Below are 26,101 nucleotides of genomic sequence, written 5' to 3'. Positions count from 1 at the left end.
GAACGAACGGTGTCAATCAGCTGTCCATCGCGAATTCGCAGCCGCGGCATAGCGGCCACTCACGTGGGCGCCGTTGACTGATGTCATGACCTCGCTACCGGTATCTGTCGACAACAGCCCCGTCGTTCTGGTCTTCGAAGCCGGGACCGACCGTGGCTGCGCCCTTGCCCACTCGCTGCTCGCCGCAGGATGCCGCGTCGTGGCCACCGACCAACACGCGGCAAGCCTCGTGCGAATCAGCTACGGCCAGAGCAGCGATCGCCTATTTCTCGTGGCCGCCGACGCCACCGATGAGGTCCAGGTTCAGGGCGTCATCGATCGGGCACGTACCCACTTCGGCCGCGAGCCCCTACTGTATGACCCGTGCGCAGACTTTGGTCAATCCTCGGCTGCGTAGTCGCCCTAGCGGCATGCGGATCGCCGCCCGCCCCCGAACAGCCGTGGGTTCGCACCCCTCCGATGGGTTGGAACTCGTGGAACTCCGGGATACCGCTGACCGAACAGACCGTTGAGCAGACCATCGATGCTCTGGTGTCGTCCGGGATGCGCGACGCCGGCTATCGGTACGTCAACCTCGACAACGGCTGGGCGGCCGACCGCCGCGACGCGGACGGCAATCTGCAGGCCGATCCCCGCCTGTTCCCCAACGGCATCTCCGCAGTGGCACAGTACGCACACGACCACGGAATGCTCCTGGGCCTCTACGCCAGCCCCAGCTACCAACTCTGCGGACTGGGGCCGGGCGACACCAGCGAAGGCCACGAAACAGCCGATGCCGCCACCTTCGCGCGCTGGGGTGTCGACTACCTGAAGTACGACTGGTGCAGCACCGACACCGACCATGCGCATCAGGTCAGGGTCTTCACCGCCATGCGGGATGCGCTGCGGGCCACGGGAAGACACATCTTCTACAGCATCAACCCCAATGTCTCCGGCGACCCCGCTCCCCAGCCCGACGACTGGTCGCAGATCGCCGACATGTCGCGCAACACCATCGACCTGGTGCCGTTGTGGCGCAGCAAGTTCGGCACCGATGGCCCGGTGTTCGGCGTGCAAGAGCAGGTAGATGCGGCCATCCCACTGGCATCGCACAGCAAGCCCGGCCACTTCAACGATCCCGACATGCTCGTCGCCGGCATCTCCTGGCCGGATTTCGTGACCAGCCATCAGGGGATGGTCGAGACCCTGGCCGGACAGGTCGGGCCCAGCATGACCGCCGACGAACAGCGCACCCACATCTCGCTGTGGGCGATGCTGGCGGCTCCCCTGTTGGCCGGCAACGATATTCGGACCATGTCACCGGAGACCCGTGACATCCTCACCAACCGCGAGATCATCGCAGTGGACCAGGATCCCCTTGTCGTCCAGGGCTATCCGCTCACCGGGGACCGCAGAGTCTGGGTCAAGCCGCTCACCGGCGGCGCGGTAGCCGTTGCGATGGTGAACCCCGATTCGGAGACCGCCTCGATCACGACGACCGCGAGCGCGGCCGGCCTGCCCCAGGCTGCGTGTTACCGCGTCCGCGATCTGTGGGCCCACACCGACAGCACTACCACCGGTGATCTTCGGGCTGGCCCCGTCGCACCGCACGCGACAGTGGCGTTCCGTATCGAACCAGGCTGTGGCTAAACAGTTTTCGCGAGGACTACAGTCACCGGGATCCCGTTGAGCGCGCCGTTGCCCGACGGTTCGTCGAGGAACGTCGGCGGGGAGAGGATGTTGGTGTTCACACCCGGTGAGCCGTTGGCCACCGACATCCGGGTGCCGGGCAATCCGTGCCCCCAACCGTGCGGCATCGACACCACACCGGGTTTGATAGCGTCGGTCACCTCGACGGGCACCTCGATACGCCCGGCCGACGACCGCACGGCGACGGTGTCTCCCCCGGCCAACCCGCGGCTGGCGGCATCGTCGGGATGCATCAGTAGCGTGCACCGGTCGCGGCCCTTCATCAGCGCCGAAACATTATGCAGCCATGAGTTGTTCGACCGCAGGTGGCGCCGGCTGACTAGCACCAGCTCGTCTGGCTCCCGGTCCAGGCGGCGCGCCAGCCGCGGGATGTCGTCGAGCAGATACTGCGGGGAGAGCCGAATCTTCTTGTCGGTGGTGTTGAGGATCTCGGGAACCTGAGCCACCATCGGCCCGAAATCAATACCGTTCGGGTGCTGCTTGAGTTTGTCCAGGCTCAGCCCATCGGGGTTGGCGCCGTAGCGATCACCAAAAGGCCCGGTGCGCAACGTCAGATCCAGAATCCGTTCGGGGCCGCCGCTCGTGTAGTGGCTGCGGATCTCGGCACCGTCGAGGCCCTGGGTGAAACACAGGTAGTCGAAGAAGCCGTCATCGATCGCGGCCACGTCGACGTCCTCGGCGGGCATCCCCGCGCACAGGCCGGTGAGCCGCACGAGGATCTCCCACTCCTCGGGCCGGTCGGGGTCCTCCGGGGCGAACACCGGCGCCGAGTAGTTGGCGATGCTGCTGATGGCGAACATCAGGATCAGGTCATCGTGGTGCGGCTGCTCCAGTGGCGAGAGCCCGGGCAGGATGACGTCGGCATGCCGGGTGGTTTCGTTGAGCCACAGGTCAACTGAGATCATCGCGTCGAGCCCGGGCAGCAACTCGTCGAGGCGGTGGCCCTGGGGGGTGGACAGCACCGGGTTGCCCGCCACCGTGATCAGCGCCCGGATCTGGCCGTCGCCCGGGGTTTCGATCTCCTCGGCCAGGCAGGACACCGGCACCTGGCCGAGCACCTCCTTGGCGCCGCGCACCCGGGTCTGCCAACGGCCGAATTCGGGCAGCCCGCCCTCCAGGCCCGGTTGTGGCTGGGCGGTGACCGTCCACGCCGCGGGGCGGGGGAACATCGCACCGCCCGGGGTGTCGAAGTGGCTGGTGAGGATGTTGACGACGTCGACCAGCCAGCTGGCCAGGCTGCCGAACTCCTGATTGCACAGGCCGATTCGCCCGTAGACCACGGCTCTCTCCGTGCCCGCGAGTTGGCGGGCGAGTTGTTTGATGCGGTCGGCGTCGATGCCGGTGACCGGGGCGACCCGCTCCGGGGTCCAGTCGCGAGCCACCTCCCGCAGCGTCTCGACGCCGTCGATGTGGTCCTCCAGGCTGCCCAGCCGGACCAGGTTCTCGTCGAACAACGTCTGTACTACTGCCAGGAGCAGGGCGGCGTCGGTGCCGGGCGTGATCGGCAGCCATTCGTCAGCCTTGGCGGCGGTCGCGGTGCGCACCGGGTCGATCACGATCACCGTATCGATACCCCCGATGATGCCCATGACGTCGGGAGCGGCCAGCAGCGAGCCCTGTGAGGCGGCCGGGTTGGCGCCCATCACCACCAGCAGGTCGGTGCGCGCGATATCGGGCACCGGGAATCCCCACCAGTTGCCGTACATCAGGTGCGACGAGAGGTTCTTCGGCCACTGGTCGACGGTGCCGGGCGAGTAACTGACCGGTATTCCCGACATACCCAGCAGCACGCCGGTGTAGCGGCCCAGGGAGAACGAGTGCGCTAGCGGGTTGCCGGTGTAGCAGGTGACCGCGCCGATGCCATGCTGGGCGATCACTGGCGCCAGCAGTTCGGTGCAGCGCCGGAACGCCGCATCCCAGCTGACCTCCTGCCACTGCCCGTCGACCTTGATCATCGGCGCCCGGACGCGGTCCGGGTCGTGGTGGATCGCGCCCAGCGACGCACCCTTGGGGCACAGATGCCCACGGCTCCAGACGTCCTCGGGATTGCCCCTGATGCCGGCCACCTGGCCGTCGGTGACCTGAATCTCCAAGCCGCACATGGCCTCACACAGCGGACAGGTGTAGACGTGCCGGCCGTCCTGGCCGGTGCCGGCCAGCTCGATGTTCTCGGTGGTCACCAGCTCACGGTAGTTCGGCGAAGCCCCGGGCCACCCGTGTTTCGTCAACTTTGACAAACGGCGGGATCGGGGCCCACGGTGAATTACACAGGTGTGAGTAACTCCTGGGGATAACCCCGTTAGATCGGGATCAGGCCGTGTTTCCGCTGGACACGGAGGATCTGCTTGTCCCGCAGGATCCGCATCGCGCTGCGCAGTTGCAGCCGGGTCTGGTGCGGCTCGATGACCGCGTCGACGTAGCCGCGCTCGGCCGCCACGTAGGGGGTGGCCATATCGCGGTTGTAGCCCTCGATGAACTGCCGCCGGATCTCCTGGACCTCCGGCGCCTTCGGGTCAGGGAACCGCTTCACGATCAGCTGCGCGGCACCCTCGGCACCGATGACCGCGATCCGGGCCGTCGGCCACAGGAAGTTGAAGTCGGCCGTCAGCTGCCTGGAGCCCATCACCGCGTACGCGCCGCCGTAGGACTTGCGGATGGTGATGGTCACCTTCGGCACGTCGGCCTCGACGACGGCGTAGAGGAACCGGCCGCCGCGCTTGATGATGCCGTTCTTCTCCTGCTCGACGCCAGGCAGGAAGCCGGGGGTGTCGACGACGAAGACCAGCGGCACGTTGAACGAGTCGCAGAACCGCACGAACCGTGCGGCCTTGTCGGAGGCTTCGTTGTCGATGGCGCCCGACATGTGCATCGGCTGGTTGGCGATCACCCCGACCGGACGGCCGTCGACACGGGCGTACCCGGTGATGATGGCCTGGCCGGCCTGTGCGGCGACCTCGAGGAAATCTCCGTCGTCGAAGATCCGCAGCAGGATCTCGTGCATGTCGTAGGCGACGTTGTCGGCGTCGGGAATGAGGCTGTCGAGTTCCAGGTCGTGCGGGGTGATCTCGGGTTCCAGGCCCGGGTTGATCACCGGCGCATCGTCAAAGGTGTTGGCGGGCAGGAACTCCAAGTAGTCCCGGACGTACTGGAACGCGTCCTTCTCGGTGTTGACGACCTGGTGGATGTTGCCGTACTTGGCTTGCGCGTCTGCGCCGCCGAGCTCATCGAGGGTCACTTCCTCACCCGTGACGTCCTTGATGACGTCGGGGCCGGTGACGAACATGTAGCCCTGGTCGCGCACGGCGACGATGAGGTCGGTCTGGATGGGTGAGTACACCGCACCACCCGCGCACTTGCCCAGGATGATCGAGATCTGCGGCACCAAGCCGCTCAGCAGCTCGTGCCGGCGACCCAGCTCGGCATACCAGGCCAGCGATGTGGCCAGGTCCTGAATGCGCGCGCCGCCCGAGTCGTTGATGCCGATGATCGGGCAGCCGACCCTGGCCACCCACTCCATCAGCCGGGAAACCTTGCGGCCGAACATCTCTCCCACGGAGCCGCCGAAGACGGTGTAGTCATGGCTGAACACCCCGACCGGACGGCCGTTGATGGTGCCGTGCCCGGTGACCACACCATCGCCGAACAATGCGTTCGGGTCGCCCGGCGTGCGGGCCAGTGCGCCGATCTCCAGGAAGCTGCCCGGATCCAGCAGCGCGTGAATTCTGGCCCGCGGACTGGGGATTCCGCGTTTATCGCGCTTGGCGGCGACCGCCTCGCCACCCGGTTCCTTGGCCAGCTCGAGCTTTTCGCGGAGTTCGGCCAGCTTCTCGGCAGTTGTGACCGGGTGGTGGGTGGGAGCGCTCTCAGTGGTCACTTGTCTTGCTTCTCCTCGGCTGTCTTGCTGATCGCTTCGCTCTGGATCCGGCTGATCGCCTCGCTCATGTGGGCGCCTACCTTGGCAATGTACGGCTCGTCGATCGCCTGAATGTGCTCGCCCCCGATGGGCACGACCTCGAGGTCGGCGACGAACTCACCCCACCCGCCGTCGGGCTTGCGGACGGCGTAGCGCGGTTCGAACATGATCGCGTCATCGTGGTAGCGGTCGGCCATGTACAGCGTGACGTGCCCGTCGTAGGGCTCGATGTGCGCGGTGTCCAGGGCTCGGTTGTCCAGGTAGGACGTCCGCTGGTGCTCGATGATCCCGCCGGGGATGTCGACTCCGCTGTCCTTAACGGCGTCCAGCACGAACCTGACCTGACCGTCGTCGTCGAGTTGTTCGAGTTGCTCGTAAGGGATCTCGGGGATCTCCACATTGAAGGTGCGCGAGGCGAACAACGCGTACCTGTCCCAGCGGGCGCGAATTTCCTCTTTGGTCTGCGGGACCTCTTCGCCGGCACGCACGGTGTCGATCAGCCCGACGAAGCGGACGTCACATCCGTTGCGCTTGAGCCCGACCGCGCAGGCGTAGGCCAGTGCCCCGCCCAGCGACCAGCCGGTGAGGATATAGGGGCCAGTGCCATGGATCTCCATCAGCTTCGGCACGTACTCGGCGGCGCGTTCCTCGATCGAGCCTTCGACCCGCTCCAGGCCGTAGATCGGGGTGTCCGCGGGCAGGCGCTTCATCAGCGGTTCGTAGACCACCGTCGACCCGCCGGCCGGATGGAACACGAACACCGGGGTTTTCGTGCTGCCCTCTTGCGGCGCGCGCAAGATTCGCACGAACCCGTCGACCACACCGTCCTCGAGCTGATTGCGGACCGTGGTGGCCAGTTCCTCGATGGTCTTGGCGGACTTCACTTCCTCGACACTGATGACACCCTCGGCGCGCTCGGAGAGCCGCACGGACATCTTCGTCGCGACCGCGTCGTCGAGTGCGGGCAGCTCGTTGAAGATGCCGCCCGGCGATTTACCCGTGACGATCGCCCACGTCGCGAACGTCACGCGTTCGGCGGCGTCACGCGGCGGCACGTCAGCGCCGAGCGCCTCGGTGACGGCCTGCTGGGTCAGCACCTTGACCGCCGCGGCGGCAGCCGTCGCCTTCACCTCTCCCGTCGCTTCGCTCGCCTTCACCTCTCCCGTCGCTTCGCTCGCCCCGGACCCCGGCCCGGACGGATCGGCTGGCGGCGGCGGGATTTCGAGCTTCTCCTCGACCGGTGCCGCCGGCTGTGCCGCGGCAGGTGCTTCAGCGGCATCGGCAATCGCCGTCTTGCTGGCAGTCAGCAGGGCGTTCATCTCCGCCGCGTTCTGCTCAGCGGACTGACTCTGCTGATGATCGTGCAGCTCGCCGACCTCGTCACGATGCTCGATCGCGTACTCGATGAGCTTTTCGACAGCAAACAGGTTGGCGTCCCGCACTGCGGTCAGCTGGATCGGCGGCAGGTCGAAGTCGTACTCGACGCGGTTCTTGATGCGCACCGCCATCAGCGAATCCAGGCCAAGCTCGATCAGCGGCACCTCCCACGGAAGGTCCTCGGGCTCGTAACCCATCGCCCCGCCGACGATCGCGGCGAGCCGATCGTGAACGGTCTCCGCGGAATCGGGCGACCACTTGGCGAACCCGGCAGCCAGGCCAGCGCCCGCAGTCAGGTTGTCCTGCAAGATTTCCGCATCATCAGGCTCATCGGCGGGGGCTTCGACCGCGGGAGCGGTGACCGCGACACCGGTGGCCACGGCGGCAGGCAGCGCTGATACGGCGCCGCCGCGGGTGACGACGGCGTCGTAGACGAGAGTGAAGGAAGGCTCGGCCCCGTTATCCATCCGGGCGTGCACCTGCACCGAGGCGCCGCCGGGATGCCGGGTCAGCGTCGTCACCAGCCGGGCGCCGTCGCCGGCCACTGCGCGCTGTTCGGATGCGGTCAGCGCCGCATCCGGAAGCACCTGCACCGCAGCAGCTTTCACCAGCGCGGCCAGGTCGGTCTGACCCTTGGGCGAGTACTCCCAGACGTGGCGGCCATCAGGAGTGGCGACATGGTTGCCCGGCATCATCACCGAGCTGTCACCGGTGAACTGCGCGTCCAGCCAGTGCGGCTTGCGCTTGAAGCGCGTCGGCGGGATGTGGGCGTATTCACCCCGCTGGAAGAGAGTCCGCAGATCCAGGTCGTGGCCGTAGACGTAGAGCTGAGCCATGGTGGCCACCATCGACTCGACTTCGTCCTGCTTGCGGGCCAGGGTGGCGATCAGCTGTCCGTCGTGTAGCCCGGCTGAGGCCGTGGTCAGGCCAACTTGCATGAGTGCCACCGGGTTCGGCGCCAGCTCCAGGAACGTGGTGTGGCCGCTCTCGACGGCGTTGCGGATGCCGTGGGTGAAGTAGACGCTGTGGCGCAGCCCCTTCTTCCAGTAGTCGACGTCGTGGATCGGCTCGCCACCGGGGCGGATGTAGCTGCCCTCGTGCACCGTCGAGAAGTAGCCGGTGTGCAGCGGGTGCGCCTCGATACCCTGCAGCTCGGCGGCCAGCTCCCCCAACAGCGGGTCCATCTGCTGGGTGTGGCTGGCGCCCTTGGTCTGCAGCTTTCGGGCGAACTTGCCCTCGGACTCGGCGCGGGCGATGATCGCGTCGACCTGCTCCGGCGGGCCACCGATGACGGTCTGGGTCGGGGCGGCGTAGACGCACACTTCCAAGCCGGGGAAATCGGAGAACACGGTCTTGATCTCTTCGGCCGAGTACTCCACCAGCGCCATCAGCCGGATGTACTCACCGAACAGCATCGCCTCGCCCTCACCCATGAGGTGCGCGCGGGCGCAGATCGCGCGGGTCGCGTCAGCCAGTGACAGACCACCGGCGAAGTAGGCGGCGGCCGCCTCACCGAGCGACTGGCCCACCACCGCAGCGGGTTTCGCGCCATGGTGCTTGAGCAATTCGCCGAGCGCGATCTGGAGGGCGAAAATCACCGTCTGGACCACTTCGATCGGGTATTCGCAGGTTTCGTTCGTGTAGTCGATCGCATCGTCGAGGATCAGCTCGACGACCGAGTAGCCGCGTTCGTCTTGGATGTATGAGTCGACCTTGTTGATCCACTCGGCGAACACCGCGTCGCGCAGATACAGGCTCTTACCCATCTTGCGATGCTGCGCACCGAACCCGGCGAGCACCCAGACGGGCCCGTTGGTAACCGGCCCGTCGGCGCTGTACACCAGCGGACTCTGCTTGCCGTCGGCGATCGCGCGTAGGCCCTTGACGGCCTCGTCGTGGTCGTGGGCCATCACGATCGCCCGCGAGCGGCCGTGGTTACGCCGCGACAGGGAGCGGCCGATGGCCTCCAGCGACGTCGCCCGACCCTCGGGGCTGTCGACCCAGTCCGCCAGCTCGGCGGCGGTCGCACGCTTGCGTGAGGTCAGGAACCCCGAAACAGCAAGCGGAACAACGGGAACGGGCTGCTCAGAGGACTCCCACTCAGCTCGCGCAGCCGCGATGAGTTCCAACGCCTCGTCAGTCAGCCCGGGCAGTTCTGGCTCGGCGTCCTCGGCGTATGCGTCGGCCGCCGCGTACTCGTCGGCGGCGGCTTCGTCATCGTCGATGAACTCGCCGTACTCGTCCATCCGGACCCCGCCCACATACACGGCGTCGGCGTCAGCGGCCTTCGCGCCGCGGTCGACCAAGTCAGATTCCTGTTGCGGCTCAACCAAATCCGAGGGCAGTACCTCGCGCAGCACCAAGTGCGCGTTGGCGCCACCAAAGCCGAAACCGGACACCCCCGCGATCGCATGCCCGCTGTAACGCGGCCAGTCGGTGACCTTATCGGCCACCCGCAGCCGGATGCCTTCGAAGTCGATGTAGGGGTTGGGCCCTGCATAGTTGATCGACGGCGGAACCTTGTCGCGGCTCAGTGACAGAGCGACCTTGGCAAGGCTCGCTGCTCCGGCAGCCGACTCCAAATGTCCCACATTGGATTTCACCGCGCCCAGCAGTGCCGGCTGATCCGCGGGACGGCCCCGGCCGATCACCCGGCCCAGCGCGTCCGCTTCGATCGGGTCGCCGAGGATGGTGCCGGTGCCATGCGCCTCGATGTAATCGACACTGCGCGGATTGATTCCGGCATTCTTGTAAGCCTTACGCAGCACGTCTGCCTGCGCGTCGGGGTTCGGCGCGAGCATGCCGTTCGAGCGGCCGTCGTGGTTGATGGCGCTGCCGGCGATGATGGCCAGGATCTCGTCGCCGTCGCGGCGAGCGTCGGACACCCGCTTGAGCACCAGCATGCCGCCACCCTCGGAACGCGAATATCCGTTGGCGTCAGCCGAAAACGACTTGATCCGGCCGTCCGGTGCGAGCACACCACCGACCTCGTCGAAACCGATCGTCACCAGCGGTGTGATCATCGCGTTGACGCCGCCGACGATCGCCACGTCGGCCTGCCCGGAGCGCAGCGCCTGAACACCCTGGTGTGCGGCGACCAGCGAGCTCGAGCAGGCGGTGTCGACGGACACCGACGGGCCGCGGAAGTCGTAGAAGTAGGACACCCGGTTGGGGATGATCGAGCTCGTGGTACCGGTGATCGCGTAGGGATGCGCGGTCGTCGGGTCGGCCACCGCCAGGAACTGGTAGTCGTTGTTCGTCGAGCCGATGTACACGGCGACATCCCGGCCGCGCAGGCTGGAGGCCGGGATGCGGGCGTTTTCCAGCGCCTCCCAGGTGAGCTCCAGCGCCATCCGCTGCTGGGGATCCATGTTGTCGGCTTCCATCTTCGACAGCGCGAAGAACTCGGCGTCGAAACCCTTGATGTCAGTTAGGTATCCGCCACGGGTCGCGGCCTTGGCCACCCGCTCGGCGATGCGCGGTTCGGCGAGGAATTCCTCCCAGCGACCTTCGGGTAGATCGGTGATCGAATCGCGGCCCTCGAGCAGCGCCGCCCACATCTCGTCAGGGGTGTTCAAGTCACCCGGGAACCGGGTGGCCACACCGACGATCGCGATGTCCTCGACATCGGCTGCGCGCGACCAGTCTTCGCTGTCGCCGTCGAATTCCACCTCCGGCTCGCCCTCGACGATCACGGTGGCCAGCGCCTCGATGGTGGGGTGGCGGAAGGCCACCGTGGCGGTCAGCGTGACACCGGTGAGGTCCTCGATATCGCTGGCCATCGCGACCGCGTCTCGGGAGGACAAGCCAAGCTCGACCATCGGGGTGGACTCGTCGATCGCGTCGGGCGCCTGCCCGGTCGAGTTGGCCACCCAGTTGCGAAGCCATTCGCGCATCTCCTGCACCGTCATGTCGGTGCGGGCCGGACTTAGCGCCTCCGATGGGCCAGGAGTATCAGGTGTTTCGGGCGATTGTGATTCAGACATGAGGCCTCACCTCGTGCGAAGGGGCTGCCACCCCTTCATCGATCGAGAACTTCCTTTGGTGGTCATTCCGTTTCGTCAGGGAAGGCATTGGCCACCTTCCCACTGCGCAGGGTGCCGTCCAGATAGGCCGAACGGCAGGCCCGCCGGCCGATCTTGCCGCTGGAGGTACGCGGGATCGCGCCGGCCGGAGTCAGCAACACATCGCGTACCGTCACGCCGTGGCGCACTGCGATCGCCGCGCGAATGTCATCGGAGATCGGCCCCAGCTCCAACTTGTGCGAACCCGCTGCGCGTTCGGCGACGATGACCAGCTGCTCGGAGCTGTCGTTGGCGTCGCGCTTGAGTCCGGCGTGCGCGTTCTCGAACACCTCGTCCGGCAGCTGATTGGCCGGCACCGAGAACGCGGCGACGAAACCCGTCCGCACAGCCTTGGTGGACTCCTGCGCGGAGTACTCCAGGTCCTGTGGGTAGTGGTTGCGGCCGTCGATGATCACCAGGTCCTTGACGCGGCCGGTGATGTAGAGCTCGCCGTCGTGGAAGGCACCGAGATCACCGGTGCGCACCCAGGTGGCCTCGTCGGTCGCCCCCTCCGCATGCGAGGGGCTGGTCCGCGACTTGAGGATGTTTTGAAAAGTCGCGACGGTCTCGTCGGGCTTGTTCCAGTAGCCGGTGCCCATGTTCTGGCCGCTGATCCAGATCTCACCGATCTGACCGTCGGGCAGCTCGGTGGCCGTGTCGTTGTCGACGATCACCGCCCATTCGGCGACGCCGACCTTGCCGGCCGAAGCCTGGGCCACCGCCTTCGGCGAATCGTCAGGCACTACCACGAAGCGGCCGGTGTTCAGTTCGTCGCGGTCGACCGAGACGATCTTCGGCTCTTCCGCCGCCGGTGTGGTCGACACGAACAGAGTCGCCTCGGCCAGACCGTAGGACGGTTTGATGGCCTTGGGCTGAAAGCCGAACGGGCGGAAGGCATCGTTGAACCGCTGCACGGTGGCGGCCGAGATCGGCTCGCTGCCGTTGAGGATCGCCTTGACGTTGGACAGATCCAGCGGCTCTTCGTCGTCCCTGGGCAGACCCCGCGCCGCGGCGTGGTCGAACGCGAAGTTCGGGGCCACCGAGATGGTGCCTCCGGTGTCGCCCTCCCGGTAGGCGAGCTCACGGATCCAGCGGCCGGGCCGACGCACGAACGCGGCAGGCGTCATGAAGGTGAAGTAGTGGCCGATCATCGCCGGCAGCAGCGCGGTGACCAGGCCCATGTCGTGGAAGAACGGCAACCAGGAAACACCGCGGTCGCCTTCCTCGCCCTCGAGCGCCTCGATCACCTGCACCACGTTGGTGGCCAGGTTCAGGTGGGTGATCTGCACGCCGCTCGGGATCCGGGTGGAGCCGGAGGTGTACTGCAGGTAGGCGACGGTGTCCGCGTCCACCGAGTTGAAAGGCTCCCAGGTCGCGCCGACCTCGTCCGGGATCGCGTCCACGGCAATGACGCGGGGGCGCTCCTTGGCCGGGCGGCTACGGAAGAACTTGCGCACGCCCTCGGCGGAGTCGGTGGTGGTGAGGATCGCCGACGCGCCGCAGTCGTCCAGCACGGCGTGCAACCGGCCGACGTGGCCCGGCTCCGACGGGTCGAACAGCGGGACCGCGACGCGGCCGGAGTACATGGTGCCGAAGAAGGCAACCAGATAGTTGAGGTTCTGCGGGCACAGGATGGCGACGCGGTCGCCGGGCTGGGTCACCTGCTGAAGCCGGGCGGCGACGGCGCGGTTGCGGGCGCCGAAGTCGGCCCAGGTCAGTTCCCGTACGACGCCGTCGCGTTCGACAGAGAAATCCAGGAAGCGGTAGGCGATCTTGTCACCGCGCACCTTGGCCCAGCGCTCCACGTGCTTGACCACGCTGGCGCCTTCGGGGAAGGTGATCAGGCCGTTCTTGATGAACGGATTGTGGAACGGCATACCAATCTCCTGTCAGAACACATCTGTGTCGGGCCTCGCGGCGGCCGCGCGTGTGGTCGCGCCACCGGTAAGCCTGCGTCGCGGGCCCAAACCTCCCAGATCGTACAGAGCGATCGAGGCCCCATTCGGACCTAAACGGCCCCGTCGGCTCGGTCGGCCCGAGCGCCGTCGGCGCATGCAGCTCTTATTTTCTTCTTAATGTTAGGCGTAGTAGCCCCGGCAGCCAAATCGTCGACCACCGAAGCTCCCACGTCATCCGTGTTTCGGGTGCGGCGCGTTCTCGATCAGGTTGTGCGCCCAATTCAGTGTCCACTGCGTGGCCGTTTGGCCGTCGAGGTTCCAGAACTGCGGCGTGTTGTACAGCGCGTGCACCGGCTGCCCCGCGCCGCCGGCCAGCACATTGAGAGTGGTCGGCAGGTTGCCGATGTTGAACGCCTCTTGGGGCGCCGCGCAGATCAGGTCACCGGGACCGCAGATCTCGTTGGTGCGGTTGTTGAGCGCACCGAATCCACCCGGCCGCTCCCCCGTCATGGTCAGGCCCATCGCGGACAGTGCGGGAATTTCGTGCAGCGTGATCTCGGCGCCTTCGCCGGGCGGGTTCGGGCCGATGTCCTGCCCGACGCCGGCCTGGCGGCGACCGTCGGCGATCAACGTGACCCCGAGGACCAGATCCTCGTCGACCGGGCCCCGCCCGTTGCCGATATCGCTGGCGATATCGCCGGCGATGATCGCGCCCTGCGAGAAGCCGGCCAGCACATAACTGGTCAGCGGGCAGCGGTTGTTCATGTCGGTGATCGCCTTGACCGCTCCCCGGGTGCCCTCGGCGCGACTGTCGTTGTAGGACATCTGATTGTCCTGCGACAGCGGGTTATGGAACTGCGCGGTGTACGGAACGGTGTACACCTCGAGTCGGTCAGGGCCGAACTGTCCGGCCAGCGGCCGCGTGACGTTGCCGATCAGCGACAGCGGGAACTGAGTCGGGTTCAGCGGATCGTCGGTCGGCGACGATTCCCAGGTGCCCGGGATCGCGACCATCATGACGTCGGGGCAGCTGGCGTCCTGGAACTCCGGGCGGGGCTTCTGCTGGCCCGGCGTGCTGGTGGGCGGCAGTGCGGTCGGCGGCACGGCCGTCGGCGGTGCCGCCGGCCGGCGAACGACGATGACGATGATGGCGACGACGAGAGCCACGACGACGCCCATCGCGCCCGCGGCTACCCAGCCGAGGATGCGGTGACGTCGACGCCGGGCATTGGTCCGGGTTTTACGAGCCATGGAAAGTGGCGTTGTCTTCCTGTTAGCAGAGCCGTTGGGTGGCGATCCGGATGTAATCGGCGGTCGCCTCGTTCACCTGCGGCTGGGGGGCGGTGTGCGGTGACGTCGAGGGACCTGAGTCGATGACGTCGCTACGCACCATGGGAGCGATGTAGTCCCACACTGCCTGATCGCTTTGACCGGCTGCATGGGCCTGGCAGACGTGGGACCCGATGCTCAATGCTTCCAGCTCGCTGGACGGGCGCACACCCGCGGCGGTGAGCGCGTCCAGGAATCCACGCTGCGACGGTGTGACGTTCAGCTTGATGGATTGCAGGTCGGCGTCCGACGGGGACAGCGCACCCTGGCCATGGACGGCGCCGTGGGCCTGCGCGGTGGGAGCGGCCGTGGTCACCACCAGGTCTTCACCAGAGCTGCAGGCCACCATCAGCCAGGCCGTTGGGCCTACCAGGCTGATCACGAGCGAGCGCTGCACGGCCTTCACGTTACCGGCTGCCCATAGGCGCCCCAGAGCTCCAAAAGATTGCGGAAAGTTAACAGTTCATCCGCAGTTGTGACCTATTTGATTGCCGCCGCAACGTCGTTCGACATCGCGGCCAGCTGAGCCGCCCAGTTGCCCCAGTCGTGGTTTCCACCGGCCGGGAAGTCGAAGTGGCCGTTGTGACCGCCCAGCGAGCGGTAGTGCGCGTAGAAGGTCCGGTTGCTGCCCTGAGCCTGGTCGCAGTAGCCGATCATCGCGGGCACGTCACTACAGGTCAGGGTCTGAGGGCTGAAGATCCACAGCCGGGTGTTGTTGTCGACCAACAGCTGGGCGTGCACGTCAGGGTCATGCCACTTCCACCGGCCCAGCTGCGCCGCACCCCACATGGCCTGGGTGTTGACGCCACCGAACTCGTTCATACCCGCGGTGATCGCACCGTTGAGGAAGGTGTTCGACGGGGTCAGGAAGCCCGACATCGACCCGGCATAACGGTAGCGGTCAGGGTGGAACGTCGCCTCCATCAGAGCGCCCGTGCCGCCCTGAGATGCACCGACGATCGCATGGCCGCCGGGTGCCAGGCCCTTGTTGGCCGCCAGCCAGTTGGGCAGCTCGTCGGACAGGAACGTCTCCCATTGCCGGGTGCCGTCGGCCTCCCAGTTGGTGTACAGGGTGAACGCTCCGCTGGCCGGCGCGACCACCGAGACGCCCTTACCGGCCAGGGTGTTCATCGCGTTGCCCGCGGTGACCCAGTTACTGACACCGTCACCGGCGTTGAATGCATCCAGCAGCACGACAGCGTGCGGGCCACCGGCCAGGAAAGCCACCGGGATGTCGCGGCCCATGGCCGGCGACGGCACCATCAGATACTCGACGTCAGCGGCGTGGGCGGCTGGCCCCGTGGCGCTCCACAGGCCGAGCGCCAGAACTGCGGCGCAGACTCCCCGGAACAGGCCCGACAGACTCATGATGGTCACCTCAATGTCGACTCGTCGTGTGTACAGCCCCGTCCCACCTGCCCATGAGTGAATCACACCCCTTAAATGCATGGCTCGGATACGCCAACGGCGACGACCGTGAAGGTCGTCGCCGTTGGTCGGTTGACTCCGGACTATCAGTCAGTCGGCGTTGCGCCGAGCACGCGCTGGATGTCGGGCTTCATCTGCTGCAGCTGCTGGCCCCAGTAGTTCCACTGATGCGTGCCGTTGGCCGGGAAGTTGAACACCCCGTTGGTGCCACCGTCAGCCAGGTAGGTGTCGCGGAACGTCTTGTTGGTCCGCAACGTGAACCCTTCGAGGAACTTCGCGTTGAACAGGTTGCCGCTGCTGGTGCCCGCGTCCAGGTCGGACGGCTTGCCGTCACCGCAGTAGATCCAGATGCGGGTGTTGTTGTTGATCAACTGCTGGATGTTGACCATCGGGTCGTTGCGCTTCCACGCGCTGTTCGGATCTTCGGTCGGACCCCACATGTCGTTGGCCTTGAAGCCGCCGGCGTCACCCATCGACATGTTGACCAGCATCGGCCACCAGCCCTCGGAGAGGTTGAGGAAGCCCGACAGCGCCGCGGCGTACGGGAACTGCTCGGGGTGGTAGATCGCCAGCGTCAGCGCGGCAGAGCCGGCCATCGACAGACCGACGGCCGCACTGCCGGTGGGCTTGACCTGACGGTTGGCGGCCAGCCACGCCGGCAGCTCTTGGGTCAGGAAGGTCTCCCACTTGTAGGTCTGGCAACCGTTCTTGCCGCACGCGGGCTTGTACCAGTCGGAGTAGAAGCTGGACTGGCCACCGACGGGCATGATCACCGACAGGCCGGAGTTGTAGTACCACTCAAAGGCCGGGGTGTTGATGTCCCAGCCGTTGAAGTCGTCCTGGGCGCGCAGACCGTCGAGCAGGTACACCGCGGGAGAGTTGGGGCCACCGCTCTGGAACTGGACGCGGATATTGCGTCCCATGCCGGCGGACGGCACATCGAGGTATTCGACCGGGAGGCCCGGCTTGGAGAATGCTCCCGCCGTTGCGGAGCCGCCGACGACGCCGATCAGGCCGGGCAGCACGGCGGCAGCCGCGGCTGCGACTGTCAGCCGGCGCAGCCAAACGCCACGCAACTTCTCAACGAACTTCATTTATTTCCATCCTTTTTTGGGTGCCGCACCGCATGCGATCAACGCAGCCGTGCCCTGGTAGTCAACCACATGTGGCCCGATCGTTCCTCTTCTGAGATGTCGTCGTGACCGCCCTCTCACCGTCTGATTGTGGCGATGAGGTCGGGTTTTAGTGCCGCCAACTGAGCTCCCCAATTCGCCCACGAATGGGTGCCGGACTGCGGGAATTCGAAGGTTGCGTTGGCGCCTCCGGCCGCGGTGTAGGCGGCCTGGAAATCCTTGTTGGTGGCCATCGCCATCGACTCCAGATCGGTCTGGCCGCCGGGTGCGCAGTAGATCCACAGGCGAGTGCCGTTGTGGGCCAGAGTGGCCGCCTGCAGCACCGGGTCGTTGTGCTTCCACGCGGGATCCCACGGCGCACCCCACATGTTGTCGACGTTGTAGCCGTCGGCGTCGAGCATGGCCACGCGGATGGCCTGCTGCACGGGCGGCGAACTGGGGTTGAGGAAACCGGATAGCGATGCTGCGTAGACGAACTGATCCGGGTGATAGGCCGCCAGGATCAGCGCAGCACCGCCGGACATCGAGAGGCCGACAACACCGTTCCCGGTCGGGGAGATCTGCTTGTTGGCGGCCAGCCACTGGGGCAGCTCGCTGGTGAGGAATGTCGCCCACTTGTAGGTGTAAGGCTGCTTGTTGAAGCTCGACGGCGAGTACCAGTCGCTGTAGAAGCTGGACTGACCGCCGACGGGCATCACCACCGAGACGCCCGTGCCGTAGAACCATTCGAACGCCGGGGTGTTGATGTCCCAGCCGCTGTAGTCGTCCTGGGCGCGCAGGCCGTCGAGCAGGTAGACGGCTTTCGAGCCGCTGCCCGATGTCGCCGGCCCAGCGGCTGCGGCCCCTTGGAACTCGACGCGGATGTTGCGATTCATCGATGGTGAGTACACGTCCAGGTACTCGACCGGAAGGCCTTCCCGGGAGAACGCTTTCGCGTCCGGGGTCGCGCCCACGACTGACGTCAGCGCGGCCAGTAGCAGGGCGGCGGTGAGGGAGGCTCTCACAGCACGGACCATCGATTGCTCAACTCATTCGTTCACGGCATGACGCAACCGCTGTCGACACTGACATTGGTTCGCCAAGCGTTGTCACACTTGACTGTGTATCGCCGCGAACTGACCGCAGCGTTACCGGTTAGAGCCCGGCTGGCAAACAAAGTTACCGCCTCGGCGTTCGAACCGAGAAACCTGTTGGATTAAACCCCGGCGCGGTGAGATGTCGGCCACAGTCCGCTTGAGCTTCAAGAACTTTGGTGTTTCTCGCCCTAACCAGCGGATTCAGCCGGGAGTCGCTGACGATTTCCACCCCGCAATTGACACTGTCGTCAACGCGATCTCAGTGGGCTCACACGTAACACCTTGCACTCAGCCCACTTTGGAATACTCAGCCCACTTTGGACTCACGGCCGACTTTGGACTCACGGCCGACGGCTAGGGACCGGTGGCCGGCAGTCCGGTGTACGGGGTTCCGGGCAACGGAGGCTCGTCGAGACCGCAACGCAGTAGCTCGTACTGGGGCACTCGATCGATCCGGTACCGGGTGAAATCGAGGGCGTGCAGCACGTTTGACACGAATCGGCGGATCCCCAGCGGGCTCCGGATGGACTTCAGCATCGCATCGGTCTCCGGGCACCCCAGGGCCACTCCGGCTTCTTTGATCCAGCCCTCGTCGAGGTAGGGCGGAACCCACGGATGCTCCTTGAGCCAGGGGCCCTCAGCAACGGCCCAGTCCGGGAACAGGTTCTTGTCATGACCGATGCGGGCGTCGTCCAGACGAGCCGTGTGCGCCGCGATCGGATTTGCCAAACCGATCTGGTCGATCACCCTGACGTTGAGCCCGACATTCATGCCGAGCATCCCAAGGTTGGTGAAAAAGACTGTGTGCGGCGCTATTTCGCGGCGCCATGAATCCATCGAAACACCGGGCGGTGGAGGTGGCGGCGGGTAGGCGGGCACCACGTCCCACACATCGTAGTTCCCCGACGGCAGCAGCAGCGCACCGTCGGGAGTGTTGTTGATCGCGGTCAGCACCGCCCGCATCCGCGGATAGTCCAGATAGTCGGCGGCGGTGAGCGGATGAGCGTGGCCGGTGGCTTGAGAATAGAAGCGTCGCTCGTCGACGATGCCCGAATAGGTGACCCTGGTGGCGTCGAAACCCATGCCCGGTGAGTTCGCCGCCCACAGCGACCAGCCGACGACACCCAACCACAGCGCGGCGGTCGCTCCGGCCAGCACGACGCCTCGGTCGCGTGCGGACCGGACGGTTTCCGGCAGCACGACGGGAATCACCGACACTGGCGCCAGCAGGCAGAACACCGGAGTCAGCAACACGCGGCCATGCATGAAATCGCCACCCTGGCGGATCCAGTACAGGCCCTGCAGCAGACCGCTGACAAGCATGAAAACGACGACGGCAGTGGGGCTTTGGATCCGGCCGGCCAGCCGGGGGGAATTGCCGGGCACTCGCGGGCGGGCGGCTACGAGTACGGCACCGAGCGCGATCACCAGCAGCGCCGCCAGCCACAGCGCGTAGGGCGCATTGAAGTTGGCCAGATAAGTCAGGCCCTGGCTCCACTTGTCCCCGGATGCGTCCTTGGCCAGCGCGGTCTGCGGGAAAAGCAGTCCGTAGTAACCCATTCGGAAGATCTGGTAGCCCACCGGAAACAGTCCACCAGACACCAGGATCAGCAATCGGTTGATCCAGCCGCGGGCGGCCACGAGCATCATCACCAGTGCCAGCCCACCGATCAGCGCGAGCTCAGGGCGAACCAGGACGCTCAGCCCCGCCACGAAGGCCAACGCCGCCAGGAAGACGGGACCGCCCCGCCGCAGCCGGGGCGCCTGCGACCAGGCCACCATCATCCACCAGAGCACGCCGATCCAGGCGAGCACCAGGCCGTTCTCCAGACCCGAGGTGGCGAAGTCACGGGCGGGCGGGATCGCGATGTAGACCACTGCGCCCGCCGGCAGCAGCAGGGCTCGACTCCCCTGCAGACCGGGCGCGAATAGCCTTGCGGTGCCGAGCATTACGAGCACCACACCCGCGACCGACAAGCTCAGAGCCAACGCCAGTGTGACGTATTCGAGCCGCACCGGCCCGCCGACCACGCCACCGAAATAGTTCAGGAAGGTCCACAGCGTGGAGGTGTTGGATTCCACCCGCTCGCCGGCGTTGAACACCGGCCCGTTGCCGGCCAGCAGATTGCGCACAGTGCGCAGCACGATCAACCCGTCGTCGGCGATCCAGCGTCGCTGCCAGGCCCCCCATGCCCACAATGCGGCGACCAGCACCACCGACAGCCACAGGCTGATGCGGGCCAGCGGGCGCAACGGGAAGGCCGGCGCCCAAGGCAGTTTCATCGGTCCGGCCTCGGCCGGCCCCGACTGGGATGTCAGCGGCTCAACTGAAGGCGATCGCTGCAACGACTGTTCCGATCAGCACCAACCCCAGCAGCTGCAACACCCGATCGCCGAGCACGATCTCCTCGGGTTCGCCGGCCATTCCGCCATCGACGTCGATCGCGTAGCGCAGGATGCCCATGGTGAACGGCACGATCGACACCGCCCACCACGATCCGGTACTGCCGTCGCGCTCAAAGGCAAACAGGCCGTAGCAGAGCACCACCGCCGTGGCCGACAATGTCCACACGAACCTCAGGTAAGAACTTGTGTAGCTTTCCAGCGACTTGCGGATCTTGGCGCCGGTGCGCTCGGCGAGCTGCAGTTCGGCGTAGCGCTTGCCGGCCGCCATGAACAGCGAGCCGAACGCCATCACCAGCAGGAACCACTGGGACAGCGGCACGCCCGCAGCCACACCACCGGCGATGGCCCGGATCAAAAAGCCTGACGACACGATGGAGATGTCCAGCACCGCTTGGTGTTTGAGGCCGAAGCAGTAGGCCAGCTGGATACCGATGTAAATGCCCATGACCAACGCCAGCTGCGGAGTCAGCCACCAGGAGATGGCCAGCGACGCCACGGCGAGCACCGCGGCGATGCCGTAGGCCAGTCCGACCGGCAGCACGCCGGCCGCGATCGGCCGGTATCGCTTGGTGGGGTGGGCACGGTCGGCCTCGACATCTCGGGCGTCGTTGATCAGGTAGATCGAGGACGCGGCCAGGCAGAAGACCACGAACGCGATCGATACCTTGATACCGACGTCGGCGTAGTTGTAGTGCGCGTCCCGGCCCAGGGCCGCCAGCGGAGCGACCAGCACGAGCGAGTTCTTGACCCACTGACGGGGGCGGATGGCCTTGATGATCCCGCTGAACAGATTGCTCGGCGGACCGATGACCGGTGCCGCTTCCTCACTCATGGGCGCTCATTTCCGCTTCTCCTTCTGCGGTGAGGCGAAACACGCTGCCGTCCGCGCAACCACGGCGCCCACCGCCGCCCCGGCAAGCACATCGGTCGGGTAGTGCACACCGAGCACCAGCCGCGACAAGGCCATCGCGGGAACCACTGCCAGCGGCAGGGGCGACCGGGTGGCCCGGCTCAGCAGCATAGCCGCGGCAGTTGTGGAGGTGGCGTGGGCCGAGGGAAAGCTCAGCGCGCTGGGCGTGCCGACATTCACCGTGATCGCCGGGTGGTGGGGACGCGTGCGCCGCACCACCAACTTGATCGCGATGGCGGCCGCGTGCGCGGCCACCGCTCCGACGCCCACCAAAACCCAGTCGCGGCGGCGCTTCGGCATGACCAGCGCCCCCAAAGCCGAGACCGCCACCCAGCCCTGGGCGTGCTCACCGAAGTGGGACATCGCGCGGGCCACCTCGATCACCGGCGGCGTGCCCAGCGTCGACTGGATGGCGACAAGGGCGGCGACTTCGCCGCTCGCGGGCGGGGCGACCGGCAGGCCGTCAGGCATCGGCGGAGGAGTTCTCGAGCAGCACCGTTTCCCACTTCTCCTTGCTGGCCAGCACCGGGAGCGCCTTGCGATAGACCTTGCGCATCCGGTTGAACTTGCGGGCCAGTTGCACCTGGCGACGTGTCGATTCGCGCAGCAGCGCGAACATCTTCGCGCGGTCGCGTTGCCGGTAGACCACTCCTCGGCCGTCGGCAGTGGTCACGGTGACACCGTCGACACGGCACAGCGAGAACCAACGGGCGTCCTGCGTCGCGACGTTGATCTGCGGGCGCTCGTGGTGCACAGGATCGTGCGGCTTGAGTTGATGGGCGACACCGCGGGCGAGCCGCCACGAGATCGACAGCGGGTTGGTCGGGATGCTGACCTTCTTGCGCCACCGCTTATCCGACGGGGTGGGCAGCGCGGTCGCACTGGGCAGCACCACGGCGTCGGGGTACTGCATCCGCAGTGCGCGCACCTCGGGCAGCGCGGCTTCCAGGATCGAGAAGATGTGTTCCGGTCCGGCGAGGAAATCGTCCATCGCCTTGTTCTGGATTGCGACTGTCGAATACTCAAGGCACAGAAGGTGTTTGAGTGTTGCCTTCATATGGCTGGCGATCAGGCCCTTGACGTTTCCGTCCCAGTGCAAGGCGGCCACCACCAACCGGTTGCGCAGGTGGAAGTAGGCCTGCCAGTCAATGGCGTCGTCCTTGTCGCTCCAGGCCATGTGCCAGATCGCCGCGCCGGGCAACGTGACGGTGGGATATCCGTGCTCACCGGCCCGCAGGCCGTAGTCGGCGTCGTCCCATTTGATGAACAGCGGCAGCGGTTGGCCGAGTTCCTCGGCGACCTGCCGCGGGATCATGCACATCCACCAGCCGTTGTAGTCGACGTCGATCCGGCGGTGCAGCAGCTTGCTGCGGTATTCCTCTTCGTCGTTGAGCGGGTACTTGGCGAAGTTGTGGTCGTATTCGGTATTGACCGCGCCAGTCCACATGAAGTTCCCGGAGTCGACCATCTCACCCATGACGTGCAGGTGCGAGGGCTCCTGCAGGTTGAGCATCTGCCCGCCCACCAGGGTCGGCGACTTGGCGAACCGGTTGAGCGCCAAGGCCCGCAGCACCGAGTCCGGCTCGATGCGGATGTCGTCGTCCATGAACAGGATCTGTTCGCAGTCGGTGTTTTTCAGCGCCTCGTACATCACCCGGCTGTAGCCGCCCGAACCCCCGAGATTGGGTTGGTGGTGAACCGACAAGCGGTCACCGAGCCGCGCCGCAGCGGCGGGGAAGTCGGGGTGTTCGGTGGACTTGTCGGTGCCTTGGTCGGTGACGATGACGGCACTGATTACGTTGTCCACCAACGGATCCGACGTGAGCGCCGCCAGCGCGTTGACGCAGTCCGCGGGCCGGTTGAACGTCGGTATCCCCACCGCGACGCTGGCCCGGCCGGGCGCAGGCACGGGCGCGTACCAGCCCGCGCTGTCCACGGTGACCTTGGTGTCGGTGGTGATATCGAACCAGATCCAGCCGCCGTCTTCGAAGGGGTCGAGCCCGATCTCGAACTCCGCGGCGGTCGGCGTCGTCGCGTCCGGGCTGCTGACTTCGGTTCCGCCGACAGTGATTCGGGCCCCGGTGGCCTTGGACCGGTAGACGTCGACGCGAGCCGATCCCGTCAGCTCGACGCGCAGGACCACCGACTCCAGCGTCGACCAGCGTCGCCAGTAACTGGCAGGGAACGCGTTGAAGTAGGTCGCGAACGAGACCTCGGACTCGGCGCCGATCTCCAGCGTGGTGCGAGTGGGGGCGTGCGCGCGGCGTGCGTTGGTGTCCGACTCTTCGATGTAGAGCTTGCGTACGTCGAGCGGCTCACCGGGCCGCGGCAGGATAACCCGGGCCAGCAGGCTGACAGCTTTGGTCTCGCCGGCCGTGATCGGGCCGGACGGAATCTCGCTCATTCTGTGCTGCTTTCAGTCAGCGGAGCCCCGTCGCGCAGGTGTGGCGCCAGGGTGTTGTCGTACAGGTTCAGCGCACTGGCGATCGCCATGTGCATGTCCAGGTATTGGTATGTGCCCAGCCTGCCACCGAACAGAACCTTCGCCGAGGCGGTCTCGCTCTTGGCCCGGGTCCGGTAGGCGGCCAGTACCGCGCGGTCGGCTTCGGTGTTGATCGGGTAGTACGGCTCGTCGTCGTCGGCGGCGAATCGCGAGTACTCCCGCATGATGACCGTCTTGTCGGTCGGGTAGTCGCGCTCCGGATGGAAGTGACGGAACTCGTGGATGCGGGTGTAGGGCACGTCGAGGTCGTTGTAGTTCATCACCGGGGTGCCCTGGAAATCACCGGTCGGTAGCACCTCGAGCTCGAAGTCCAGGGTGCGCCAGCCCAGTCGGCCGTCGGCATAATCGAAGTAGCGATCCAGCGGGCCCGTGTACACGACCGGGGCGTCGGGGTTCTGGGCCCGCAAGGCATCGCGGACGTCGAACCAATCGGTGTCGAGCCGCACCTCGATGCGGTCGTCGGCAGCCATGTTCTCCAACCACGTGGTGTAGCCCTCGACGGGCAGGCCCTCGTAGGTGTCGTTGAAATAGCGGTTGTCGAAGTTGTAGCGCACCGGCAGGCGGCTGATGACCGCCGCGGGAAGTTCGGCGGGGTCGGTCTGCCACTGCTTGGCGGTGTACCCCTTGACGAACGCCTCGTAGAGCGGACGGCCGATCAGGGAAATGGCCTTCTCCTCGAGGTTGGTGGCCTCGTCGGTCTTGAACTCGGCGGCCTGCTCCTTGATCAGCTGGCGCGCTTCGTCCGGGGTGAAGTACTTGCCGAAGAACTGCGCCACCAAGCCCAGTCCCATCGGGAACTGGTAGGCCTGCCCGCCGTACATGGCGAACACCCGGTGCTGGTATCCGGTGAAGTCGGTGAACTGCCGGACGTAGTCCCACACCTTCGTATTGGAGGTGTGGAACAGGTGCGCGCCGTACTTGTGGATCTCGATGCCGGTCTGCGGCTCGGGCTCGGAGTAGGCGTTGCCGCCGATGTGCGACCGGCGTTCCACGACCAGTACCCGCCTGCCGAGCTGGCTGGCCACCCGCTCGGCGATGGTCAGGCCGAAGAAACCGGAGCCGACCACGAAAAGGTCAAAGGAGCTTTCAGCGGCCGGGGATTCTGGACCGGCGGGCAGGAGCGGAGCGACCCGGGATTCTGACGTGCTCATCGGGGCCTAGGTTATCGGACCCGTGCGGTGTGGCCCGCATCGCAAGCCGGGGTACGAGCGGCAAATCACGTGGCTCGTAACGAGTCCAGGTCGCAATTGGCTCACGATTCCGCATCGTCACTCCAGTCTCACTAGTCACAGCCGTACCATCAATCACGTTGGCTTCGGGCACGGCGCACGGCCGTTTTCCGGGCTCACGAAGTAATCAGACACGAACGTTGTCTAGATATTGAGGAGACTTCCGTGCCTAACAGCCGTCGACGCAAGCTCTCGACAGCCATGAGCGCAGTCGCCGCATTGGCCGTCGCAAGTCCAATTGCCGCTATTGGCGTGGTCGAACTGACCGCCACCCCGCAGAAGGCACCCGAACAGCGTGAGTTCGTCCGCGCTGCAGTGGTGACCGACCTGCCCAACGAGCTGATGTCTGCGCTACAGCAGGGTCTGTCGCAGTTCGGGATCAACCTCCCGCCGCTGCCGACGGGACTGAGCCCGGCGGGTGCCCAGCCGGCCCAGGCCGGCCCGACCCTGACGACGCCGAGCCTGGCGTCGCCCGGTCTCACCACACCCAGCCTGAGCACACCGGGCCTCACCACCCCGAGCCTGACCACACCCGGTCTCACCACGCCAGGTCTGACCACACCCGGTCTGACCACACCCGGGTTGACCACACCCGGTCTGACCACGCCGAGCGTCAGCACGCCCGGGCTGACCACGCCGAGCCTCAGCACGCCCGGCCTGACCACGCCGGGGGTCACCACGCCGCCGGCCGCGGCCGGGCTGACCGATCCCGGGCTGACCAACCCCGCGCTGACCACACCCGCGCTGGGAACCGCCACTCCGGGGCTGACGACGCCCGGGCTGACCCCGTCGGCGACAGGCCTCGGCCTGGGCCAGACGCCGATCAGCGCGCCGGCAGCCGGGACGTACCCGATCCTCGGCGATCCCTCGCTGGCGATGCCGAGCACCTCGTCCAGCTCGGGCGGGCTGATCAGTGACCTGAGCAGCGCCGCCAACCAGCTTGGCGTCGGACAGGCACTCGACCTGCTCAAAGGGGTAGTCATGCCGTCGATCACCCAAGCGATGCAAGGCGCTGCCCCGGCGGCCGCCGCTGCCCCGGCAGCGGCACCGGCCGGTTAACAAGGACCTGCGTCGGAACGGCACCGCAGGGTGGGTCAGGCCGCTAGGTCAGTGAACCCGGAGAGGCCCCTGCGGTGCCGTTGCAGG

Annotated in this window: 17 protein-coding genes; 3 read left to right on the top strand and 14 right to left on the bottom strand. The window is 66.3% G+C overall.

Annotated elements, in window-relative coordinates; genetic code table 11:
• The first annotated feature begins 85 nt into the window (after positions 1 to 85).
• Positions 86 to 397 carry an SDR family oxidoreductase gene (locus tag CG716_RS19005; RefSeq protein WP_094482430.1) on the top strand — a complete coding sequence of 104 codons (312 nt, stop codon included), beginning with the start codon at positions 86 to 88 and terminating at the stop codon, positions 395 to 397.
• Positions 364 to 1,629: a glycoside hydrolase family 27 protein gene (locus CG716_RS19000; RefSeq protein ID WP_234817918.1), complete on the top strand. Its 1,266-nt coding sequence runs from the start codon at positions 364 to 366 to the stop codon at positions 1,627 to 1,629. Before CG716_RS19005 ends, CG716_RS19000 begins: the two co-directional genes overlap by 34 nt.
• Here the strand turns inward: CG716_RS19000 and CG716_RS18995 are convergent.
• The 14 genes from CG716_RS18995 to glf form a co-directional block, all read right to left on the bottom strand.
• The gene (locus tag CG716_RS18995; RefSeq protein WP_094482426.1) at positions 1,626 to 3,869 is read right to left on the bottom strand and encodes a molybdopterin-dependent oxidoreductase; all 2,244 of its coding nucleotides are present in this window, start codon (positions 3,867 to 3,869) and stop codon (positions 1,626 to 1,628) included. The two genes, CG716_RS19000 and CG716_RS18995, sit on opposite strands and share 4 nt — an antisense overlap.
• Before the next feature lie 119 nt (positions 3,870 to 3,988).
• Positions 3,989 to 5,563, bottom strand: a complete 1,575-nt coding sequence (locus CG716_RS18990) for an acyl-CoA carboxylase subunit beta (RefSeq protein WP_094482424.1) — start codon at positions 5,561 to 5,563, stop codon at positions 3,989 to 3,991.
• Positions 5,560 to 10,965, bottom strand: a complete 5,406-nt coding sequence (pks13, locus tag CG716_RS18985; protein WP_272938279.1) for a polyketide synthase Pks13 — start codon at positions 10,963 to 10,965, stop codon at positions 5,560 to 5,562. The genes CG716_RS18990 and pks13 overlap by 4 nt, the downstream gene beginning before the upstream one ends.
• 62 nt (positions 10,966 to 11,027) lie before the next feature.
• The gene (fadD32, locus tag CG716_RS18980; protein WP_094482420.1) at positions 11,028 to 12,920 is read right to left on the bottom strand and encodes a long-chain-fatty-acid--AMP ligase FadD32; all 1,893 of its coding nucleotides are present in this window, start codon (positions 12,918 to 12,920) and stop codon (positions 11,028 to 11,030) included.
• Positions 12,921 to 13,172: 252 nt separating this feature from the next.
• A complete protein-coding gene (gene culp6, locus CG716_RS18975; RefSeq protein ID WP_094482418.1) occupies positions 13,173 to 14,192 on the bottom strand; it encodes a carboxylesterase Culp6 in 1,020 nt (339 codons plus the stop codon).
• 22 nt (positions 14,193 to 14,214) lie between these two features.
• Positions 14,215 to 14,667 carry a DUF732 domain-containing protein gene (locus tag CG716_RS18970; protein WP_234817917.1) on the bottom strand — a complete coding sequence of 151 codons (453 nt, stop codon included), beginning with the start codon at positions 14,665 to 14,667 and terminating at the stop codon, positions 14,215 to 14,217.
• A gap of 83 nt (positions 14,668 to 14,750) precedes the next feature.
• On the bottom strand, positions 14,751 to 15,638 hold the full coding sequence (locus CG716_RS18965) for an alpha/beta hydrolase-fold protein (protein ID WP_094482589.1): 888 nt from the start codon (positions 15,636 to 15,638) through the stop codon (positions 14,751 to 14,753).
• A gap of 146 nt (positions 15,639 to 15,784) precedes the next feature.
• Entirely contained in the window at positions 15,785 to 16,792 is a 1,008-nt protein-coding gene (locus CG716_RS18960) for an esterase family protein (protein WP_094482416.1), read from the bottom strand.
• Positions 16,793 to 16,908: 116 nt separating this feature from the next.
• Positions 16,909 to 17,847 carry an alpha/beta hydrolase gene (locus tag CG716_RS18955; RefSeq protein WP_094482414.1) on the bottom strand — a complete coding sequence of 313 codons (939 nt, stop codon included), beginning with the start codon at positions 17,845 to 17,847 and terminating at the stop codon, positions 16,909 to 16,911.
• A 414-nt stretch (positions 17,848 to 18,261) separates the two neighbouring features.
• Positions 18,262 to 20,190, bottom strand: a complete 1,929-nt coding sequence (gene aftB, locus CG716_RS18950; protein WP_165774210.1) for a terminal beta-(1->2)-arabinofuranosyltransferase — start codon at positions 20,188 to 20,190, stop codon at positions 18,262 to 18,264.
• Positions 20,191 to 20,230: 40 nt separating this feature from the next.
• Positions 20,231 to 21,145 carry a decaprenyl-phosphate phosphoribosyltransferase gene (locus tag CG716_RS18945; protein WP_094482410.1) on the bottom strand — a complete coding sequence of 305 codons (915 nt, stop codon included), beginning with the start codon at positions 21,143 to 21,145 and terminating at the stop codon, positions 20,231 to 20,233.
• Positions 21,146 to 21,151: 6 nt separating this feature from the next.
• Complete coding sequence (locus CG716_RS18940) at positions 21,152 to 21,694, bottom strand: phosphatase PAP2 family protein (RefSeq protein WP_094482408.1); 543 nt, start codon at positions 21,692 to 21,694, stop codon at positions 21,152 to 21,154.
• A complete protein-coding gene (locus tag CG716_RS18935) occupies positions 21,687 to 23,627 on the bottom strand; it encodes a glycosyltransferase (protein WP_094482406.1) in 1,941 nt (646 codons plus the stop codon). The genes CG716_RS18940 and CG716_RS18935 overlap by 8 nt, the downstream gene beginning before the upstream one ends.
• On the bottom strand, positions 23,624 to 24,877 hold the full coding sequence (gene glf, locus CG716_RS18930; protein WP_234817916.1) for a UDP-galactopyranose mutase: 1,254 nt from the start codon (positions 24,875 to 24,877) through the stop codon (positions 23,624 to 23,626). The genes CG716_RS18935 and glf overlap by 4 nt, the downstream gene beginning before the upstream one ends.
• A 243-nt stretch (positions 24,878 to 25,120) precedes the next feature.
• On the opposite strand from glf, the gene CG716_RS18925 reads away from it, so the two are divergent.
• Complete coding sequence (locus tag CG716_RS18925) at positions 25,121 to 26,014, top strand: hypothetical protein (protein WP_094482404.1); 894 nt, start codon at positions 25,121 to 25,123, stop codon at positions 26,012 to 26,014.
• Positions 26,015 to 26,101 lie beyond the last annotated feature (87 nt).

This window comes from Mycolicibacterium sphagni (assembly GCF_002250655.1).
Classification (GTDB): domain Bacteria; phylum Actinomycetota; class Actinomycetes; order Mycobacteriales; family Mycobacteriaceae; genus Mycobacterium; species Mycobacterium sphagni.
This window is presented reverse-complemented; position numbering and strand designations above follow the sequence as displayed.

Bases quoted from the DNA above. Each gene is read 5' to 3' on its own strand.
- culp6 (WP_094482418.1), bottom strand. From the start codon at position 14,192: ATGGCTCGTAAAACCCGGACCAATGCCCGGCGTCGACGTCACCGCATC.
- fadD32 (WP_094482420.1), bottom strand. From the start codon at position 12,920: ATGCCGTTCCACAATCCGTTCATCAAGAACGGCCTGATCACCTTCCCC.
- glf (WP_234817916.1), bottom strand. From the start codon at position 24,877: ATGAGCACGTCAGAATCCCGGGTCGCTCCGCTCCTGCCCGCCGGTCCA.
- CG716_RS18935 (WP_094482406.1), bottom strand. From the start codon at position 23,627: ATGAGCGAGATTCCGTCCGGCCCGATCACGGCCGGCGAGACCAAAGCT.
- pks13 (WP_272938279.1), bottom strand. From the start codon at position 10,965: ATGTCTGAATCACAATCGCCCGAAACACCTGATACTCCTGGCCCATCG.
- CG716_RS18940 (WP_094482408.1), bottom strand. From the start codon at position 21,694: ATGCCTGACGGCCTGCCGGTCGCCCCGCCCGCGAGCGGCGAAGTCGCC.
- CG716_RS18965 (WP_094482589.1), bottom strand. From the start codon at position 15,638: ATGAGTCTGTCGGGCCTGTTCCGGGGAGTCTGCGCCGCAGTTCTGGCG.
- CG716_RS18945 (WP_094482410.1), bottom strand. From the start codon at position 21,145: ATGAGTGAGGAAGCGGCACCGGTCATCGGTCCGCCGAGCAATCTGTTC.
- CG716_RS18955 (WP_094482414.1), bottom strand. From the start codon at position 17,847: ATGGTCCGTGCTGTGAGAGCCTCCCTCACCGCCGCCCTGCTACTGGCC.
- aftB (WP_165774210.1), bottom strand. From the start codon at position 20,190: ATGAAACTGCCTTGGGCGCCGGCCTTCCCGTTGCGCCCGCTGGCCCGC.
- CG716_RS19005 (WP_094482430.1), top strand. From the start codon at position 86: ATGACCTCGCTACCGGTATCTGTCGACAACAGCCCCGTCGTTCTGGTC.
- CG716_RS18960 (WP_094482416.1), bottom strand. From the start codon at position 16,792: ATGAAGTTCGTTGAGAAGTTGCGTGGCGTTTGGCTGCGCCGGCTGACA.